Annotated in this window: 16 protein-coding genes; 8 read left to right on the plus strand and 8 right to left on the minus strand. The window is 63.1% G+C overall.

What is annotated here, in order from left to right; all coding sequences use genetic code 11:
• The first annotated feature begins 145 nt into the window (after window positions 1-145).
• The 6 genes from JKP78_RS19080 to hisF all read left to right on the plus strand — a co-directional run bounded on the left by JKP78_RS19080 (window position 146) and on the right by hisF (window position 5,145).
• Window positions 146-1,807, plus strand: a complete 1,662-nt coding sequence (locus JKP78_RS19080) for an OFA family MFS transporter (RefSeq protein ID WP_200627231.1) — start codon at window positions 146-148, stop codon at window positions 1,805-1,807.
• A 298-nt stretch (window positions 1,808-2,105) separates the two neighbouring features.
• Window positions 2,106-2,699 carry an imidazoleglycerol-phosphate dehydratase HisB gene (hisB, locus tag JKP78_RS19085; RefSeq protein WP_003255736.1) on the plus strand — a complete coding sequence of 198 codons (594 nt, stop codon included), beginning with the start codon at window positions 2,106-2,108 and terminating at the stop codon, window positions 2,697-2,699.
• Entirely contained in the window at window positions 2,700-3,338 is a 639-nt protein-coding gene (gene hisH / locus JKP78_RS19090; RefSeq protein WP_170027853.1) for an imidazole glycerol phosphate synthase subunit HisH, read from the plus strand.
• The gene (locus JKP78_RS19095) at window positions 3,339-3,599 is read left to right on the plus strand and encodes a DUF2164 domain-containing protein (protein ID WP_200627243.1); all 261 of its coding nucleotides are present in this window, start codon (window positions 3,339-3,341) and stop codon (window positions 3,597-3,599) included.
• Between the two features lie 27 nt (window positions 3,600-3,626).
• Complete coding sequence (hisA, locus tag JKP78_RS19100; protein ID WP_003257484.1) at window positions 3,627-4,364, plus strand: 1-(5-phosphoribosyl)-5-[(5-phosphoribosylamino)methylideneamino]imidazole-4-carboxamide isomerase; 738 nt, start codon at window positions 3,627-3,629, stop codon at window positions 4,362-4,364.
• A 10-nt stretch (window positions 4,365-4,374) separates the two neighbouring features.
• The gene (gene hisF, locus JKP78_RS19105) at window positions 4,375-5,145 is read left to right on the plus strand and encodes an imidazole glycerol phosphate synthase subunit HisF (RefSeq protein WP_200627245.1); all 771 of its coding nucleotides are present in this window, start codon (window positions 4,375-4,377) and stop codon (window positions 5,143-5,145) included.
• 118 nt (window positions 5,146-5,263) lie between these two features.
• Here hisF and choV read toward each other — a convergent pair whose 3' ends face one another.
• From choV to JKP78_RS19120, 3 genes are all read right to left on the minus strand, one after another.
• The gene (gene choV, locus JKP78_RS19110; RefSeq protein ID WP_170027857.1) at window positions 5,264-6,442 is read right to left on the minus strand and encodes a choline ABC transporter ATP-binding protein; all 1,179 of its coding nucleotides are present in this window, start codon (window positions 6,440-6,442) and stop codon (window positions 5,264-5,266) included.
• Window positions 6,439-7,287, minus strand: coding sequence for a choline ABC transporter permease subunit (choW, locus tag JKP78_RS19115; protein WP_170034006.1), 849 nt, complete (start codon window positions 7,285-7,287; stop codon window positions 6,439-6,441). Before choW ends, choV begins: the two co-directional genes overlap by 4 nt.
• 80 nt (window positions 7,288-7,367) lie before the next feature.
• Window positions 7,368-8,315, minus strand: coding sequence for a choline ABC transporter substrate-binding protein (locus JKP78_RS19120; RefSeq protein ID WP_170027858.1), 948 nt, complete (start codon window positions 8,313-8,315; stop codon window positions 7,368-7,370).
• A 453-nt stretch (window positions 8,316-8,768) separates the two neighbouring features.
• Here JKP78_RS19120 and JKP78_RS19125 point away from each other — a divergent pair, with 453 nt between their 5' ends.
• A complete protein-coding gene (locus tag JKP78_RS19125) occupies window positions 8,769-10,145 on the plus strand; it encodes an L-serine ammonia-lyase (protein ID WP_186687547.1) in 1,377 nt (458 codons plus the stop codon).
• A 479-nt stretch (window positions 10,146-10,624) separates the two neighbouring features.
• On the plus strand, window positions 10,625-11,731 hold the full coding sequence (locus JKP78_RS19130; protein ID WP_186674957.1) for a GlxA family transcriptional regulator: 1,107 nt from the start codon (window positions 10,625-10,627) through the stop codon (window positions 11,729-11,731).
• A 120-nt stretch (window positions 11,732-11,851) separates the two neighbouring features.
• On the opposite strand, the gene JKP78_RS19135 is transcribed toward JKP78_RS19130, so the two are convergent.
• From JKP78_RS19135 to choX, 5 genes are all read right to left on the minus strand, one after another.
• On the minus strand, window positions 11,852-12,109 hold the full coding sequence (locus JKP78_RS19135; protein ID WP_170027860.1) for a hypothetical protein: 258 nt from the start codon (window positions 12,107-12,109) through the stop codon (window positions 11,852-11,854).
• A 397-nt stretch (window positions 12,110-12,506) separates the two neighbouring features.
• Entirely contained in the window at window positions 12,507-12,986 is a 480-nt protein-coding gene (locus tag JKP78_RS19140; protein WP_186687545.1) for a thioesterase family protein, read from the minus strand.
• 10 nt (window positions 12,987-12,996) lie between these two features.
• Window positions 12,997-13,962, minus strand: a complete 966-nt coding sequence (locus tag JKP78_RS19145) for an L-carnitine dehydrogenase (protein WP_186687542.1) — start codon at window positions 13,960-13,962, stop codon at window positions 12,997-12,999.
• Between the two features lie 18 nt (window positions 13,963-13,980).
• Complete coding sequence (locus tag JKP78_RS19150; RefSeq protein ID WP_170027863.1) at window positions 13,981-14,865, minus strand: 3-keto-5-aminohexanoate cleavage protein; 885 nt, start codon at window positions 14,863-14,865, stop codon at window positions 13,981-13,983.
• A 122-nt stretch (window positions 14,866-14,987) separates the two neighbouring features.
• On the minus strand, window positions 14,988-15,932 hold the full coding sequence (gene choX, locus JKP78_RS19155; RefSeq protein WP_186674961.1) for a choline ABC transporter substrate-binding protein: 945 nt from the start codon (window positions 15,930-15,932) through the stop codon (window positions 14,988-14,990).
• Between the last annotated feature and the right edge of the window lie 54 nt (window positions 15,933-15,986).

A 15,986-nucleotide genomic window follows, 5' to 3' on the forward strand; every position in this document is an offset into this window, starting at 1 on the left:
GCTTGCCGACGGTAGGGTCGGAACAGGCAGCATGACCGTTTCAGCCGAGCGAAAATTTGCAATATCAGATTGCCTTCACGCTACTTGATGCTGCTACCCTTGCGCCGCTTTGCCTGCATTCCCCCTATAAGAAGGATCCTATCCCATGAGCAGTACCGTCGCGGCGGGGGCCCTGGTCAGTGCGCCAGGCTTCCTGTCGAAGGAGCGCATTATCGCCCGCCCGGGCTTCAACCGCTGGCTGGTTCCGCCGGCCGCCCTGGCCATTCACCTGTGCATCGGCATGGCCTATGGCTTCTCGGTGTTCTGGCTACCGCTGTCGCAAGCCCTCGGCATTACTGCCCCGGTCGCCTGCGCGGCGGACATGGGCTTCATCGCCCGCATGTTCAGCGCCGAATGTGACTGGCCGATCTCGATGCTGAGCTGGATCTACACCTTGTTCTTCGTCTTCCTCGGTTGCTCGGCGGCGGTGCTGGGCGGCTGGCTGGAACACGCCGGCCCGCGCAAGGCCGGGCTGGTGTCGGCGCTGTGCTGGTGTGGCGGCATGCTGATCTCGGCCATGGGGGTGAAAACCCACCAGCTGTGGCTGATGTGGCTGGGCTCCGGTGTAATCGGCGGTATCGGCCTGGGCCTGGGCTACATTTCGCCAGTTTCGACCCTGATCAAATGGTTCCCGGACAAACGCGGCATGGCCACCGGCATGGCGATCATGGGCTTCGGTGGCGGCGCCATGGTCGGTGCACCGCTGGCCACGGCGCTGATGGGGCACTTCGGCAACGCGCAGGAAGTGGGGGTGTGGCAGAGCTTCGTGGCCATGGCGGCGATCTACTTCGTGTTCATGACTGCAGGCGCCTTGGCCTATCGCGTACCGCCAACCGGCTGGAAGCCCGAAGGCTGGACTGCGCCGGCGAAAAAGGCCGGCAACACCATGGTCACCGACCGCCACGTGCACGTCAGCGTGGCGTGGAAAACCCCGCAGTTCACGCTGATCTGGCTGGTGCTGTGCCTGAACGTGTCGGCGGGTATCGGCATTCTCGGCATGGCCTCGCCGCTGTTGCAGGAAGTGTTCGCCGGCAAGCTGCTGGGCAACGGGCTGAGCTTCAGCGAGCTGAACAGCGCCCAGCTGGCGCAGATTGCCGCGATCGCCGCCGGCTTCACCGGCCTGCTGAGTCTGTTCAATATCGGTGGGCGGTTCTTCTGGGCTTCGTTCTCCGATTACATTGGCCGCAAGAACACCTACTTCGCCTTCTTTGCACTTGGGGTTGGCCTGTACAGCCTGGTGCCGAACATGGGCCACCTGGGTAACGTGGCGCTGTTCGTGGCGGCGTTCTGCATCATCCTGTCGATGTACGGCGGTGGCTTCTCCACCGTACCTGCCTACCTGGCCGACCTGTTCGGCACGCAGATGGTCGGTGCCATTCACGGTCGCCTGCTGACTGCCTGGGCGGCGGCGGGCGTGCTGGGGCCGGTGCTGATCACCTACCTGCGCGAGTATCAGCTGGCCGCCGGGGTGGAACGTGCCGCGGCTTACGACATGACGCTGTACATCCTGGCCGGCCTGCTGGTGCTGGGCTTTGTCTGCAACATGCTGGTGCGCCCGGTAGCCGACAAGTACTTCATGAGCGATGCCGAGCTGGCCGCCGAGCGGGCGCTGAGCCACGACAAGGGCGCCGATGGCGTGCAGTCGCTGGAGTGGAAAGCAGCGCCGGGTAGCCTGCCGCTGGTGCTGCTGGCCTGGGCGGTGGTGGTTGTGCCGTTGGCCTGGGGGGTGTGGATTACCCTGCAGAAGACGGCGGTGCTGTTCCATTGATGGAATCATCCGGTACCCACGGGTAACGTGATGATGTAGGAGCGGCCTGGCGTCGCGATGGGGCGCGAAGCGGCCCCAGGGTCTCGGCGCTGATGCAGAAATCGCCGGGGCCGCTTTGCGGCCCATCGCGACCCAAGGCCGCTCCTACAAACAGTCCCGTGTTAGTCGGTTGTATAGACCTGTAGCACTAATCAGCCCCGTAATTCCTCGCCATGCCATATGTCATCCGCGTTTCAAGCGGGCGCGTTCTGGGCCTATAATGAAGCCCTTTTCGCCCAATGATTTTGCGGAGCTGGTGATGGTTGAACGTAAGGCGTCCGTCGAGCGCAACACCCTGGAAACCCAGGTCAAGTGCTCGATCAACCTCGATGGCAGTGGCAAGGCCCGATTCGATATCGGTGTGCCTTTCCTTGAACACATGCTGGACCAGATCGCCCGCCATGGGCTGATCGATCTGGATATCGAGTGCAAGGGTGACACGCATATCGACGATCACCATACCGTCGAAGACGTCGGCATCACCCTGGGCATGGCATTCGCCCAGGCCATCGGTGACAAGAAGGGCATCTTCCGCTACGGCCATGCCTACGTGCCGCTGGACGAAGCGCTGTCGCGCGTGGTCATCGACTTTTCCGGTCGCCCGGGCCTGCAGATGCATGTGCCATACACCCGCGCTAGTGTTGGTGGCTTCGATGTCGACCTGTTCCAGGAATTCTTCCAGGGCTTCGTCAACCACGCCCTGGTGACCCTGCACATCGACAACCTGCGTGGCCACAACACCCACCACCAGATCGAAACCGTGTTCAAGGCATTCGGCCGCGCCCTGCGCATGGCCATCACCCTCGACGAGCGCATGGCCGGGCAGATGCCTTCCACCAAAGGGTGCCTGTAAATGCAGACGGTAGCCGTAATCGACTATGGCATGGGCAACCTGCACTCGGTGGCCAAGGCGCTCGAGCATGTAGGTGCCGGCAAGGTACTGGTCACCAGCGACGCCGCGGTCATCCGCGAGGCCGACCGCGTGGTGTTCCCGGGGGTGGGCGCGATTCGCGACTGCATGGCTGAAATCCGCCGCCTGGGCTTCGACAGCCTGGTGCGCGAAGTCAGCCAGGACCGCCCGTTCCTGGGTATCTGCGTAGGCATGCAGGCGCTGCTGGAGCACAGCGAAGAAAACGACGGTGTCGATTGCATTGGCCTGTTCCCCGGCCAGGTGCGCTTCTTCGGCAAGGACCTGAAGGAAGACGGCGAACACCTGAAGGTGCCGCACATGGGTTGGAACGAGGTGGGCCAGACCAACCACCACCCGCTGTGGCATGACATCCCCGACCGTGCGCGCTTCTATTTCGTGCACAGCTACTACATCGATGCCGGCAAGCCGGCGCAGGTGGTCGGTCGTGGCCATTACGGCGTCGACTTCGCTGCAGCGCTGGCCGATGGTTCGCGCTTTGCCGTGCAGTTCCACCCGGAGAAGAGCCATACCCATGGCCTGCAGCTGCTGCAGAACTTCGTCGCCTGGGACGGGCGCTGGTAAATGAGCAGATCGAAGACCAAGGCCCCAGTCATCACCCTGGCCCCCGAGCAGGAGCGCGCCGCGCTCGACACGCTCAAGCGCTTCCTCGAAGACCGTTTCGAGTTGACGCTGGGTTCGTTCGAGGTGGCCGAGGTCCTCAATGTGTTCAGCAAGGAAATTGCACCCCATTACTACAACAGGGCGATTGCCGATGTTCAGCTGCACCTCAAGGAGCGGTTCGACAGCATCGAAAGCGATCTGTGGGCGCTCGAGAAGCCCTGAAACCCCAAGAACAGACAGGTTCCCAAGATGCTGATTATCCCCGCTATCGATCTGAAGGACGGTGCCTGCGTGCGCCTGCGCCAGGGCCGCATGGAAGACTCCACGGTATTTTCCGATGACCCGGTGAGCATGGCCGCCAAGTGGGTCGAGGGTGGCTGCCGCCGCCTGCACCTGGTCGACCTCAACGGCGCCTTCGAAGGCCAGCCGGTCAACGGTGAAGTGGTTACCGCCATCGCCAAGCGCTACCCGACCCTGCCGATCCAGATCGGTGGTGGCATCCGCTCGCTGGAAACCATCGAGCACTACGTCAAGGCCGGTGTCAGCTACGTGATTATCGGCACCAAGGCGGTCAAGCAGCCAGAGTTCGTTGCCGAAGCGTGCAAGGCCTTCCCGGGCAAGGTCATCGTTGGCCTGGATGCCAAGGACGGCTTCGTCGCCACCGACGGCTGGGCCGAAGTCAGCTCGGTGCAGGTCATCGACCTGGCCAAGCGTTTCGAGGCCGATGGCGTCTCGGCGATCGTCTACACCGACATCGCCAAGGACGGCATGATGCAGGGCTGCAACGTGCCGTTCACCAAGGCGCTGGCAGAAGCTACTTCGATCCCGGTGATCGCCTCGGGCGGCATCCACAACCTGGGCGACATCAAGGCCCTGCTGGACGCCAAGGCCCCAGGCATCATCGGCGCCATCACCGGCCGTGCCATCTATGAAGGCACCCTCGATGTTGCCGAGGCCCAGGCCTTCTGCGACAACTACCAAGGCTGAGGACTGAACCATGGCACTGGCCAAGCGCATCATCCCTTGCCTGGACGTGGACAACGGCCGGGTGGTCAAGGGCGTCAAGTTCGAGAACATCCGTGATGCCGGCGACCCGGTGGAAATCGCCCGTCGCTACGACGAGCAAGGTGCCGACGAAATCACCTTCCTCGACATCACCGCCAGCGTCGATGGCCGCGACACCACCCTGCATACCGTCGAACGCATGGCCAGCCAGGTATTCATCCCGCTGACCGTGGGCGGTGGCGTGCGCACCGTGCAGGACATCCGTAACCTGCTCAATGCCGGTGCCGACAAGGTCTCGATCAACACGGCCGCGGTGTTCAACCCGGAGTTCGTCGGCGAGGCGGCGGACCGTTTCGGTTCGCAGTGCATCGTCGTCGCCATCGACGCCAAGAAGGTTTCCGCGCCGGGTGAAGCACCGCGCTGGGAAATCTTCACCCATGGTGGGCGCAAGCCGACCGGGCTGGACGCGGTGGAGTGGGCGAAGAAAATGGAAGGCCTGGGTGCCGGCGAGATCCTGCTGACCAGCATGGACCAGGATGGCATGAAGAACGGCTTCGACCTGGGCGTCACCCGCGCGATCAGCGATGCGCTGGGTATTCCGGTCATTGCCTCGGGGGGTGTGGGTAACCTGCAGCACCTGGCTGACGGCATTCTGGAAGGGCATGCCAGTGCGGTACTGGCGGCCAGCATCTTCCACTTTGGTGAGTACACGGTGCCGGAAGCCAAGGCCTACATGGCTTCGCGCGGGATCGTCGTGCGCTGAAACAGTGATTGGGGCTGCTTTGCAGCCCATCGCGACGCAAGGCCGGTCCTACAGGGGGATGCGTATCCCTGTAGGAGCGGCCTTGCGTCGCGATGGGCCGCAAAGCGGCCCCATGCCCTCAACCGTGGTTCTTGCCGAGCAAGGCGTGGTAAAGCTCGGTATCGCCAAGAATCCCAACCACCTTGTCGTTGTCCTGCAACACCAGCTTGTTGCCAGTCTGATAACGAATCTGTAGCGCCTCGCGCATTCCGATATCGGCATTGACCAATGTTGGGCGGCGGCCCAGCAGCTCCACATCCTGCCCGGGTGCCCAGTTCTGCAGGTCAAGCCCGTTCTGCCCTTGGCGTGCGCGCTTGATCGAGCCACCTTCGCCAAGGTCCAGCCACGAGTCGATGCCAGGATCGATGCACACCGAGCCGTTGACCCGCTTGCACTGGTCCAGGCTGCGCATCAGGCTGCGGCCGCACAATACGTTCAGCGGGTTGGTATGGGCGACGAAAGTACGCACATATTCATCGGCCGGGTTCAGCACGATCTCTTCCGGCTTGCTGTACTGGATGATCCGCCCGTCCTTCATGATCGCGATGCGGCTACCCAGCTTCAACGCCTCGTCCAGGTCGTGGCTGACGAACACGATGGTCTTGCTCAGCTTCGCCTGCAGGCCCAGCAACTCATCTTGCAGGCCCTGGCGAATCAGCGGGTCGAGTGCCGAGAACGGTTCATCCATCAGCAGGATGTCGGCATCCATTGCCAGCGCCCGGGCCAGGCCCACGCGCTGCTGCATGCCGCCAGACAGTTCGTCCGGCTTCTTGTTGCGCCACTGGGTCAGGCCCACCAGCTCGAGCTTCTCGTCAACCAGCTTGCGCCGTTCCTTTTCAGGGCGGCCCTGCATTTCCAGGCCAAAGCTGATGTTCTCGCGCACCGTCAGCCAGGGCATCAGGGCAAACTTCTGGAACACCATGGCAATGCGCTTGGTGCGCATCATCTTCAGCTCGGCCGGGGTGCAGTGGGCAATGTCGATGTTCTTGCCTTCGTGCTCGACGAACAGCTTGCCGCGGCTGACGGTGTTGAGGCCGTTGATGCAGCGCAGCAGGCTCGACTTGCCGGAGCCGGACAAGCCCATCAGTACGCAGATCTCGCCCTTCTGGATGTCCAGGTTGGCCTTCTCGACACCCACCACCAGGCCGGTTTCCTTGAGGATCTGCTCGCGGGTCTTGCCCTGGTCGAGCAGTGCCAGCGCCTCGCGCGGCTTGCTGGAGAAGATGACGTCGACGTCTTCGAATCGAATGATGCTCATGCTTCACCCCTTACCGGCAGGTCCGGTTGCTTGCAGATACGGTCGAGCATGATCGCCAGCAGCACGATCGCCAGGCCCGCTTCGAAGCCCAGGGAGATATCAGCGGTGTTCAGTGCGTTGACCACAGGTTTGCCCAGGCCGTCAGCGCCGACCAGGGCGGCAATCACCACCATCGACAGCGACAGCATGATGCACTGGGTTACGCCGGCGGCGATGCTCGGCATCGCGTGCGGCAGTTCGATACGGGTAAGCAGCTGGCGGCGCGAGCAGCCGAACGCCTTGCCGGCGTCCATCAGCTCCTGCGGCACGTCGCAGATGCCCAGGTAGGTGAGGCGGATCGGCGCGGCGATGGCGAACACCACGGTCGAGATCAGCCCCGGTACCACACCCAGGCCGAACAGGGTCAGGGTGGGAATCAGGTAGACGAAGGTGGGGACCGTCTGCATCAGGTCGAGTACCGGGCGCATGGCGGTGTAGAACATCGGCTTGTGCGCGGCGACGATACCCAGCGGCACGCCTATGGCCACGCACACTACTGTGGCGAAGGTGACCTGCGCCAGGGTTTCCATGGTTTCCTGCCAGTAACCCAGGTTGAGGATCAGCAGGAACGACAGGGCAACGAATGCAGTCAGCGCCCATTTGCGCTGGATCAGGTGCGCCAGGGCGGCGAACAGGGCGATTAGGACGAACGGGTTGAACCAGGTCAGGGCACTGGTGACGCCATGGATCATGAATTCCAGGCCTTGCGCGATGGCGTCGAAGTAACTCGCGCCGTTCTGGGTAAGCCATTCGACGAACGACGCGATGTACTGCCCCAGGGGTATTTTCTGATCGATAAGCATGATAGCGAGCTTCCACCTGCATAGATTGAACTCAACCCAGGGCAGACACGATCTGCCCTGGGGTAGCGCTATTGCATATTGCGTTATTGCGTCAGTTTGGCCTTGGCCGCCTCGAGGCCGGGCTTGCCGTCCACGGTAGTCACGCCGGCCAGCCAGGCTTCCAGCTTGCCAGGGTTCTCCTTGAGCCACTTCCTGGCGGCCGCCTCGGGTTTCATCTTGTCGTCCAGGACATAGCCCATCATGGTGCTTTCATCCTTGAGCTCGAACGACAGGTTCTTCAACAGCTGGCCAACGTTGCTGCATTCCTGCACATAGCCCTTGCGGGTGTTGGTCAACACGGTCGCCTTGCCGAAGTCGGGGCCGAAGAACTCGTCCCCGCCGGTCAGGTACTGCATCTTGAAGCGGGTGTTCATCGGGTGCGGTTCCCAACCGAGGAACACGATGGCCTCGCCGCGCTTCTGTGCGCGGTCGACCTGCGACAGCATGCCGGCCTCGCTGGACTGCACGATCTTGAAACCAGCGTCCTTCAGGCCGAAGGCGTTCTTGTCGATCATGCTCTGGATGGTGCGGTTGCCATCGTTGCCGGGCTCGATGCCGTAGATCTTGCTGTCCAGTTCCTTCTTGAACTTGGGAATGTCGCTGAAATCCTTCAGCCCCTTGTCATACAGGGCCTGGGGCACAGCCAGGGTGTACTTGGCGTTTTCCAGGTTGGCGCGCACGGTTTCTACAGTGCCGGCGTCGCGGTATTGCTTGATGTCGTTCTCCATGGTCGGCATCCAGTTGCCGAGAAACACATCCAGGTCCTTGCCGGTGGCCAGCGACTTGTAGGTCACCGGTACCGAGATCATGGTGGTGTGTGCCTTGTAGCCCAAGGCCTCGAGCACAACGCTGGTGGTCGCGGTGGTGACCGTGATATCGGTCCAGCCGACGTCCGAGAAGCGTACCGTCTGACACTGCTCGGGCTCGGCGGCCTGGGCCAGCAAGGGTGCGGACAGCAACGCAGCCAGCAACAGCGATGGTGAACCTTTCATGGATGGACTCCTGTGGATTTGTCTTCGGGTTCGCGTGGGTCGCCGGGCTTTCTCAGGGTCCGGTCGACCAGGCCTGCAGAGGGCAGGATGCGTGGCCGTGCTTTACGAGTCGCTTTCGATAATCCTCCAGCGCCGGGCAATCGCCTACTGGTAGGGTCGTAACCAGTACGGAACGGGTCGTATCCAGTACAGGCGATGTCGCTTATGGATTTTTCCATCCCCCTAGGCGCATTTTTGCGTCACCAGGGCGCCCTGAAACGGCATGGAAAGGTTGGCTCCCCATGCAAAAACAGCGCGGCGCTGCTGGACAAAAGTACGTCGGTTGCAGACGGCGAGGGGGACGACAAAAGCCCGATGATGCGTGCATTCAAGGCGGCCCGCTGCTTCAGCCTAGCAGCTGCCGCGCCCTGCGCATGGCGCGCAGAGACAAGCCCATCAAGAGGTGATTCGACAATGGCCATCAGCGTGTTCGACCTGTTCAAGATCGGTGTCGGGCCTTCCAGCTCCCACACCGTCGGCCCCATGCGTGCCGGCGCCCTGTTCGTCCAGGGCCTGCGCGACCGCGGCGAGCTGGAGCGTGTGAAGCGGATCGAAGTGCGCCTGTATGGCTCGCTGTCGGCCACCGGGGTCGGCCACGGCACCGACAACGCCACCATCATGGGCCTGATGGGCGAATGGCCTGACGCCATTGACCCGACCCAGATCGCGCCGCGTATCGCCGACCTGCGGGAAACCCGCACGCTGCTGCTGGACAGCCGCCTGCCCATCGAATTCGTCTGGGCCCGCGACATGCTGCTGCTGGACGAGAACCTGCCGTACCACCCCAATGCCATGACCCTGATTGCCGAAGGCGAGCAGGGCGAGCTGCACCGCGACACCTACTACTCGGTGGGTGGCGGCTTCGTGGTCGATGCTGCCCAGGCCGCCAGCGGCGTGCTGGACGCCGACCAGACGGAGCTGCCGTACGACTTCAACAGTGCCGCTGAACTGCTGCGTCTGTGCAAGCAAAACGACCTCAGCGTGTCGCAATTGATGATGGCCAACGAGAAGGTCTGGCGTAGCGAGGAAGAGATTCGCGCTGGCCTGCACAAGCTGTGGGAGGCCATGCAGGAATGCGTAAACAATGGCCTGAAGTACGAAGGCACGTTGCCTGGCGGCCTTAATGTGCGCCGCCGCGCCGCCAAGCTGCACCGCAACCTGCAGGAGATCGGCAAGCCCAACGTGATTGGCTCGACCATGAGCGCCATGGAATGGGTCAACCTGTTCGCCCTGGCGGTCAACGAAGAGAACGCCGCCGGCGGGCGCATGGTCACGGCACCGACCAACGGCGCTGCCGGCATCATTCCGGCGGTGCTGCACTACTACATGCGCTTCAGTGACGCGGTGAACGAGTCCAGCGTGGTCGACTTCTTCCTCGCTGCCGCTGCGGTGGGCATCCTGTGCAAGAAGAACGCGTCGATTTCCGGTGCCGAAGTTGGTTGCCAGGGTGAAGTCGGCTCGGCCTGTGCCATGGCAGCTGCCGGGCTGGCCGAAGTGCTGGGTGCGACCCCGCCCCAGGTGGAAAACGCCGCTGAAATCGCCCTGGAGCACAACCTGGGCCTGACCTGTGACCCGGTTGGCGGGTTGGTTCAGGTGCCGTGCATCGAGCGCAACGCAATTGCTGCGGTAAAAGCCATCAATGCGGTGCAGATGGCTTTGCGTGGTGATGGCGAGCACTTCATTTCCCTCGACCAGGTGATCCGCACCATGCGTGATACCGGGGCCGACATGCACGACAAATATAAAGAGACCTCGCGCGGTGGCCTGGCGGTCAGCGCCATTGAATGCTGAGTTGTCGAGCCCTCTCAAGGGCCTCATCGCGGCTGAATCCGCTCCTGCAGGGTCATGCATCCCTGGTAGGAGCGGATTCATCCGCGATGAGGCCCTTGAACGTTTCAAGTGCGCCGCGCCCTGTTTCAGTGCGTGGTCTACGCTGTCCGATCGTCGGGTGTCGCTATCAGTACGAGCATTGTCGGTGACACTCAATAGTGTCGTTTCTGGGCAACCAACCCTGCGCGTGTCACCAAATTGCTCAGCAGTTACACGCAAGGCGCTAGCACGGCGGTTTGCAAAGACTTGCCAACTTGATCGAAGCACCTGATTTGCCGAATAAAGGCGTCGTTTTCAGGTTTTTTTGGATGGCCGTTCAATTTCAGGCACGGCCTTTGCGTTGAGATTGGCACAAGCCCCTTGCACATGAGGCGGGGGTAATAACAAGAAATGAATGCCCGCCTGAGGCATACCCTGCATTTGTGTGAGGAGAAATCGCGATGACGTCCTACACCTCCGGGAATCCAACCCAGAACCGCACAGCACCCCAGTCCATCGGGTTTCTTCTATTGGACAATTTCACCCTGATTTCGCTGGCCTCGGCGGTCGAGCCGCTGCGCATGGCCAACCAGTTGTCCGGTCGCGAGCTGTACCGCTGGCACACCCTGACCGTCGACGGCGGCCAGGTGTGGGCCAGCGACGGCCTGCAGATCACCCCGGACGCGGCCATGCACAGCGCCCCACCGATGGACACCGTCATCGTCTGTGGCGGCGTCGGCATCCAGCGCACCGTTACCCGTGAGCATGTCACCTGGCTGCAGGCCCAGGCCCGCCAGTCGCGCCGCCTGGGTGCGGTGTGCACCGGCAGCTGGGCGCTGGCCTGCGCCGGCCTGCTCGACGGTTTCGATTGCAGCGTGCATTGGGAATGTCTGGCGGCCATGCAGGAAGCCTACCCGCGGGTGAACATGAGTACCCGCCTGTTCACCCTGGACCGTAACCGCTTCACCAGCTCTGGCGGCACTGCGCCGCTGGACATGATGCTGCACCTGATCAGTCGCGACCATGGGCGCGAGCTGTCGGCGGCGATCTCGGAGATGTTCGTCTACGAGCGTATTCGCAACGAGCAGGACCACCAGCGCGTGCCGCTCAAGCACATGCTCGGCACCAACCAGCCGAAGCTGCAGGAGATCGTCGCGTTGATGGAGGCCAACCTCGAAGAGCCGATCGACCTCGACGAACTGGCGGTGTATGTGTCGGTGTCGCGTCGCCAGCTCGAGCGGCTGTTCCAGAAGTACCTGCACTGTTCGCCGTCGCGCTATTACCTGAAGCTGCGCCTGATCCGCGCCCGTCAGCTGCTGAAGCAGACGCCGATGTCGATCATCGAGGTGGCCTCGGTATGCGGCTTCGTGTCGACCCCGCACTTCTCCAAGTGCTACCGCGAGTATTTCGGCATTCCGCCGCGTGACGAGCGTGTGGGTTCCAACACCGCGCAGCAGGTGGCCATGATGCCGATCCCGCAGGCCATGACCCTGTCGCCGCACAGCGGGCCGATGGCGGCCCTGAGCCAGGCGCGCAACGAGTCGACCTTTGCCAGTGTGAGGCTCTGAAACGGCACTGGCCCCTTCGCGGATAAACCCGCTCCCACAGGTACTGCACTGCTTTCAAGTTCAGTGCAGTACCTGTGGGAGCGGGTTTATCCGCGAAGAGGCCAGTGCAGGAAAGTTCGGTCAGGCGCGCTGGTTGAACTGCGCCAATGCCGGCAACAGCTGTTTGTCGATGGCCTGGCGCACCGCCGGCAGGATCGTCGCGCTACCGGTATACATCTGCTCCACCATGCCCTTCAGCGCTCGTGCATTAGGCTCGGTCAGCCCGCGCACCACCGCCTCGCAGGCCTGCTCGGCGCTGGCACCGGCCGGAATGTCGAACCCGCGCGCGCGCAGGTGGCCTGCCAGGTCGTCCTGGTCAATCAAATCCGCATGCATCATGGCTGTTGTCCCTTTTATCGCTAAGAGAGTGCTGCTGTGATTTACGACCGATTCTGTGACGCTGGCGACATACCCGCAACCACAGAATGGCGCCATGGCTGCTTTGGCTAAGAACAGGTCGTTTCCGGCTAAATCGAGCTGCCATGAACTGCGCAAACTCAAGCCATCTACCGCAACGGAGGGTTTGGTCACCCTCGTTCGTGCAACGTGGATGCTGCTCGCTCTTGGCCCCGGTTGCTCACGGCTTCCCGGGGCTATTTTTTTGCCTTGAATGTGTTGCGCACCCGTGTAGGAGCGGCCTTGTGTCGCGATGGGCTGCAAAGCAGCCCCGGCAGTTTCTGCATCGATGCTGGAATTCTGGGGCCGCTGCGCGCCCCATCGCGACACAAGGCCGCTCCTACAGCGGCTTGGGGTTCAAGCCCATCACCCGGCCCAGGTACTCGGCTGCTGGCAGATCCTGTTGCTGGTCCACCAACCCCTGCAGCAACCCCACACTGCGCTCACTGAACGGCGCCGACTTCGGCCCGGCCAGGTCCACATGCAGCAGCATCTGCTCGCTGGCCGCCAACGCCTCGTCGACGCCTGCCCGGTGCAGGCTGTGGTAGACGTGCAAGCGCTTGCGATCGAAGCCGATGATCTGGGTCTGCACCCACACCTCGCTGCCCAGCTTCACTTCGTGCAGGTAGTTGATGTGCGCTTCCAGGGTGAACAGCGAATTGCCGCTTTGCCCCCGGCTGTCGGCATCCAGGCCGATGCGCTCCATCAGTGCATCGGTGGCATAGCTGAAGATCAGCAGGTAGAAGGCATCGCGCAGATGCCCGTTGTAGTCGACCCAGTCCTCCTGGACCGGGGTGCGGTAGGTGATCAGTGCGGGCATTACAGGGTCCTCAATCGCCGAAAGCCATGCCGTGCTTGGCCTTGCTGGTTTTCACGGCGTCCAGCACGGCCAGCAGGGTGTCATCACGATAGCGCTCCAGCGCGGCGATGCTACGTTCGCCCAGCTGTTCCGACGTGCCTTCGACCACGTCGTCGATCAGTTTGTCGGTCAGCTCCGGTGCTGGCAGGTAGGTCCACGGCAGCTTCAGCGCCGGACCGAACTGGGCCATGAAGTGGCGCATGCCGGCGTCGCCTCCGGCCAGGGTGTAGGTCAGGAACGTGCCCATGAACGACCAGCGCAGCCCGGCGCCGAAGCGGATCGCATCGTCGATTTCGCCGGTGCTGGCCACGCCGTCGTTGACCAGGTGCAGGGCTTCGCGCCACAGCGCTTCCAGCAGGCGATCGGCGATGAAACCGGGGACTTCCTTGCGCACATGCAGCGGGCGCATGCCCAGCGCGGTGTAGATGGCCTTGGCCGCTTCGATGGCCTCGGGCGCGGTGCGTTTGCCGCCGACGATCTCTACCAGTGGCAGCAGGTACACCGGGTTGAACGGGTGGCCGACCACGCAGCGCTCGGGGTGGGTGGCCGATTCGTAGAACTCGCTGGGCAACAGGCCCGAGGTGCTGCTGCCGATAATGGCGTCGGGTTTGGCCGCGGCGCTGATTTTCGCGTGCAGGTCGAGCTTCAGGTCCAGCCGCTCCGGCGCGCTTTCCTGGATGAAGTCGGCATCACGCACGCATTCCTCGATGGTGGCGACGAACTTCAGCCTGTCCGGGGAAGCACCCGGCGCCAGGCCTTGCTTGTGCAAGGCCGGCCAGGCATTGGCAACACGCTTGCGCAGCGCCTGTTCGGCGCCGGGCGCCGGGTCCCAGGCGACCACGTCCAGGCCGTGGGCCAGGGCGCGGGCGACCCAGCCGCTGCCGATCACGCCGCTACCCAGGGCAGCGAAGGTGTTGATCTGGGTGATGAAGGTCATGGTGTTCTCCTGAATGGATCAGCGGCGTTTGAGGTTCATCTTTTCCCGGCCTTCGGCCGGGGTAAGCACACGGGCACCAAGGCGCGAAATGATTTCCACCGCGCGCTCGACCAGCTGGCCGTTGCTGGCCAGCACGCCACGGTCCAGGTACAGGTTGTCTTCCAGGCCCACCCGCACATTGCCACCCAGCAGCACCGCCTGGGCGGCCATCGGCATCTGCATGCGGCCGATGCCGAAGCCGGCCCAGGTGACATTGGCCGGCAGGTTGTCGACCATCGCCTTCATGGTGGTGGTATCGGCCGGCGCACCCCAAGGAATGCCCAGGCACAACTGGAACAGCGGGTCGTCGAGCAGGCCTTCCTTGATCATCTGCTTGGCGAACCACAGGTGGCCGGTGTCGAAGATTTCCAGCTCGGCCTTGACCCCCAGTTCGGTGATGCGCCGGGCGCCGGCCCGCAGTTGCGCCGGGGTGGAAACGTAGATCGAATTGCCGTCGCCAAAGTTGAGGGTGCCGCAATCCAGCGTGCAGATCTCCGGCAGCAGCGCTTCGACGTGCGCCAGGCGTTCGAGCGGGCCGATCAGGTCGGTACCCGGGCCGAATTCCAGCGGCGTTTCGCCTGGGCCGATTTCCAGGTCGCCGCCCATGCCGGCGGTGAGGTTGACGATGATGTCCACGTCAGCTTCGCGGATGCGTTCCATGACTTCGCGGTACAGCGCCACGTCGCGGCTGAAGCGGCCGGTTTGCGGGTCGCGAACGTGGCAATGGACCACGGTGGCGCCGGCTTTGGCGGCTTCCACGGCGGCTTCGGCGATCTGCTTGGGGGTGACCGGGACCAGGTGGCTTTTCGAGGCGGTGTCGCCGGCGCCGGTGAGGGCGCAGGTGATGATGACGTCGTGGTTCATGGTGGGTTCCTTGTGATAGCTGTGTTGGGCTTTTCGCGGGCGCGCCCGCTCCCACAGGATCTACGTGACCCTGAGTGTGTCGCTGTACCTGTGGGAGCGGGCATGCCCGCGAAGAGGCCGGATCAGTTGGCGGTGAGCTTGAGGTTGTCCGCCGCCGGCTGGCCGTCGAAGGTGGTCACCCCCTCAAGCCAGCGGGCCTTGTCCTGTGGGTGATCCTTGAGCCATTGGCGAGCCGATTCCAACGGGTCCTTGTGGTCGAGCAGCGGCTGCATCATGCGGCTCTCGTCTTCGGCGCTGAAGTTCAGGTTGGCCAGCAGGCGGTGGGCGTTGGGGCAGCGTTCGGCGTAGTCCGGCGCGGTCACGGTCCAGACCGTCGCGCGGCCTTCGTCAGGGCCCAGGGCGTCCTGGCTGTCGCCCAGGTAGACCATGTCGATATTCACGTTCATCGGGTGCGGCGCCCAGCCGAAGAACACCACGGCCTCCTTGCGCCGTACCGCGCGGTCGACGGCGGCGAGCATGCCGGCCTCGCTGGACTCGACCAGCTGGAACTTGCCCAGGCCGAACTGGTTCTTGGCGATCATCGCCTTGATCTGGGTGTTGGCGCCGGAGCCTGGCTCGATGCCGTAGATTTTCCCGCCCAGCTCCTTTTCGAACTTGTGGATATCGGCGAAAGTCTTCAGGCCCTTGTCGGCCAGGTACTTCGGCACCGCCAGGGTGGCGCGGGCATCTTCCAGGCTGGGCTTGTCGAGCACCTTGACCTGCTTGGCGTCGACGAACGGGGTGATGGTTTGGGTCATGATCGGGTTCCAGTACCCGAGGAACATGTCCAGGCGTTTGTCGCGGATGCCGGCGAAGATGATCTGCTGCGACGCACTGGTCTGCTTGGTCTGGTAGCCCAGGCCGTCGAGCAGCACCTGGGCCATGGCACTGGTGGCGATGACGTCGGTCCAGTTGACCACGCCCAGGCGGACGTTCTTGCAGGCCGCGGGTTCGGCGGCATAAAGCGGGGAAGCGACGATAGTGCTCAGGGCTACGGACAACAGGCTGCGGCGGATCAAGCGTTGCATGGTGGCTCTCCATCGGCAGGGCGTTTTTTATGGGGGCCGGCCTCTCTGGGCCGT

The organism is Pseudomonas sp. LAM2023 (assembly GCF_016620375.1).
GTDB classification, from domain to species: domain Bacteria; phylum Pseudomonadota; class Gammaproteobacteria; order Pseudomonadales; family Pseudomonadaceae; genus Aquipseudomonas; species Aquipseudomonas anuradhapurensis.

Coding starts and splice junctions, on each gene's coding strand:
- hisB (WP_003255736.1), top strand. CDS start 2,106: ATGGTTGAACGTAAGGCGTCCGTCGAGCGCAACACCCTGGAAACCCAG.
- JKP78_RS19080 (WP_200627231.1), top strand. CDS start 146: ATGAGCAGTACCGTCGCGGCGGGGGCCCTGGTCAGTGCGCCAGGCTTC.
- JKP78_RS19125 (WP_186687547.1), top strand. CDS start 8,769: ATGGCCATCAGCGTGTTCGACCTGTTCAAGATCGGTGTCGGGCCTTCC.
- choX (WP_186674961.1), bottom strand. CDS start 15,932: ATGCAACGCTTGATCCGCCGCAGCCTGTTGTCCGTAGCCCTGAGCACT.
- hisH (WP_170027853.1), top strand. CDS start 2,700: ATGCAGACGGTAGCCGTAATCGACTATGGCATGGGCAACCTGCACTCG.
- JKP78_RS19140 (WP_186687545.1), bottom strand. CDS start 12,986: ATGCCCGCACTGATCACCTACCGCACCCCGGTCCAGGAGGACTGGGTC.
- hisA (WP_003257484.1), top strand. CDS start 3,627: ATGCTGATTATCCCCGCTATCGATCTGAAGGACGGTGCCTGCGTGCGC.
- JKP78_RS19145 (WP_186687542.1), bottom strand. CDS start 13,962: ATGACCTTCATCACCCAGATCAACACCTTCGCTGCCCTGGGTAGCGGC.
- JKP78_RS19095 (WP_200627243.1), top strand. CDS start 3,339: ATGAGCAGATCGAAGACCAAGGCCCCAGTCATCACCCTGGCCCCCGAG.
- JKP78_RS19135 (WP_170027860.1), bottom strand. CDS start 12,109: ATGATGCATGCGGATTTGATTGACCAGGACGACCTGGCAGGCCACCTG.
- hisF (WP_200627245.1), top strand. CDS start 4,375: ATGGCACTGGCCAAGCGCATCATCCCTTGCCTGGACGTGGACAACGGC.
- JKP78_RS19120 (WP_170027858.1), bottom strand. CDS start 8,315: ATGAAAGGTTCACCATCGCTGTTGCTGGCTGCGTTGCTGTCCGCACCC.
- choV (WP_170027857.1), bottom strand. CDS start 6,442: ATGAGCATCATTCGATTCGAAGACGTCGACGTCATCTTCTCCAGCAAG.
- JKP78_RS19130 (WP_186674957.1), top strand. CDS start 10,625: ATGACGTCCTACACCTCCGGGAATCCAACCCAGAACCGCACAGCACCC.
- JKP78_RS19150 (WP_170027863.1), bottom strand. CDS start 14,865: ATGAACCACGACGTCATCATCACCTGCGCCCTCACCGGCGCCGGCGAC.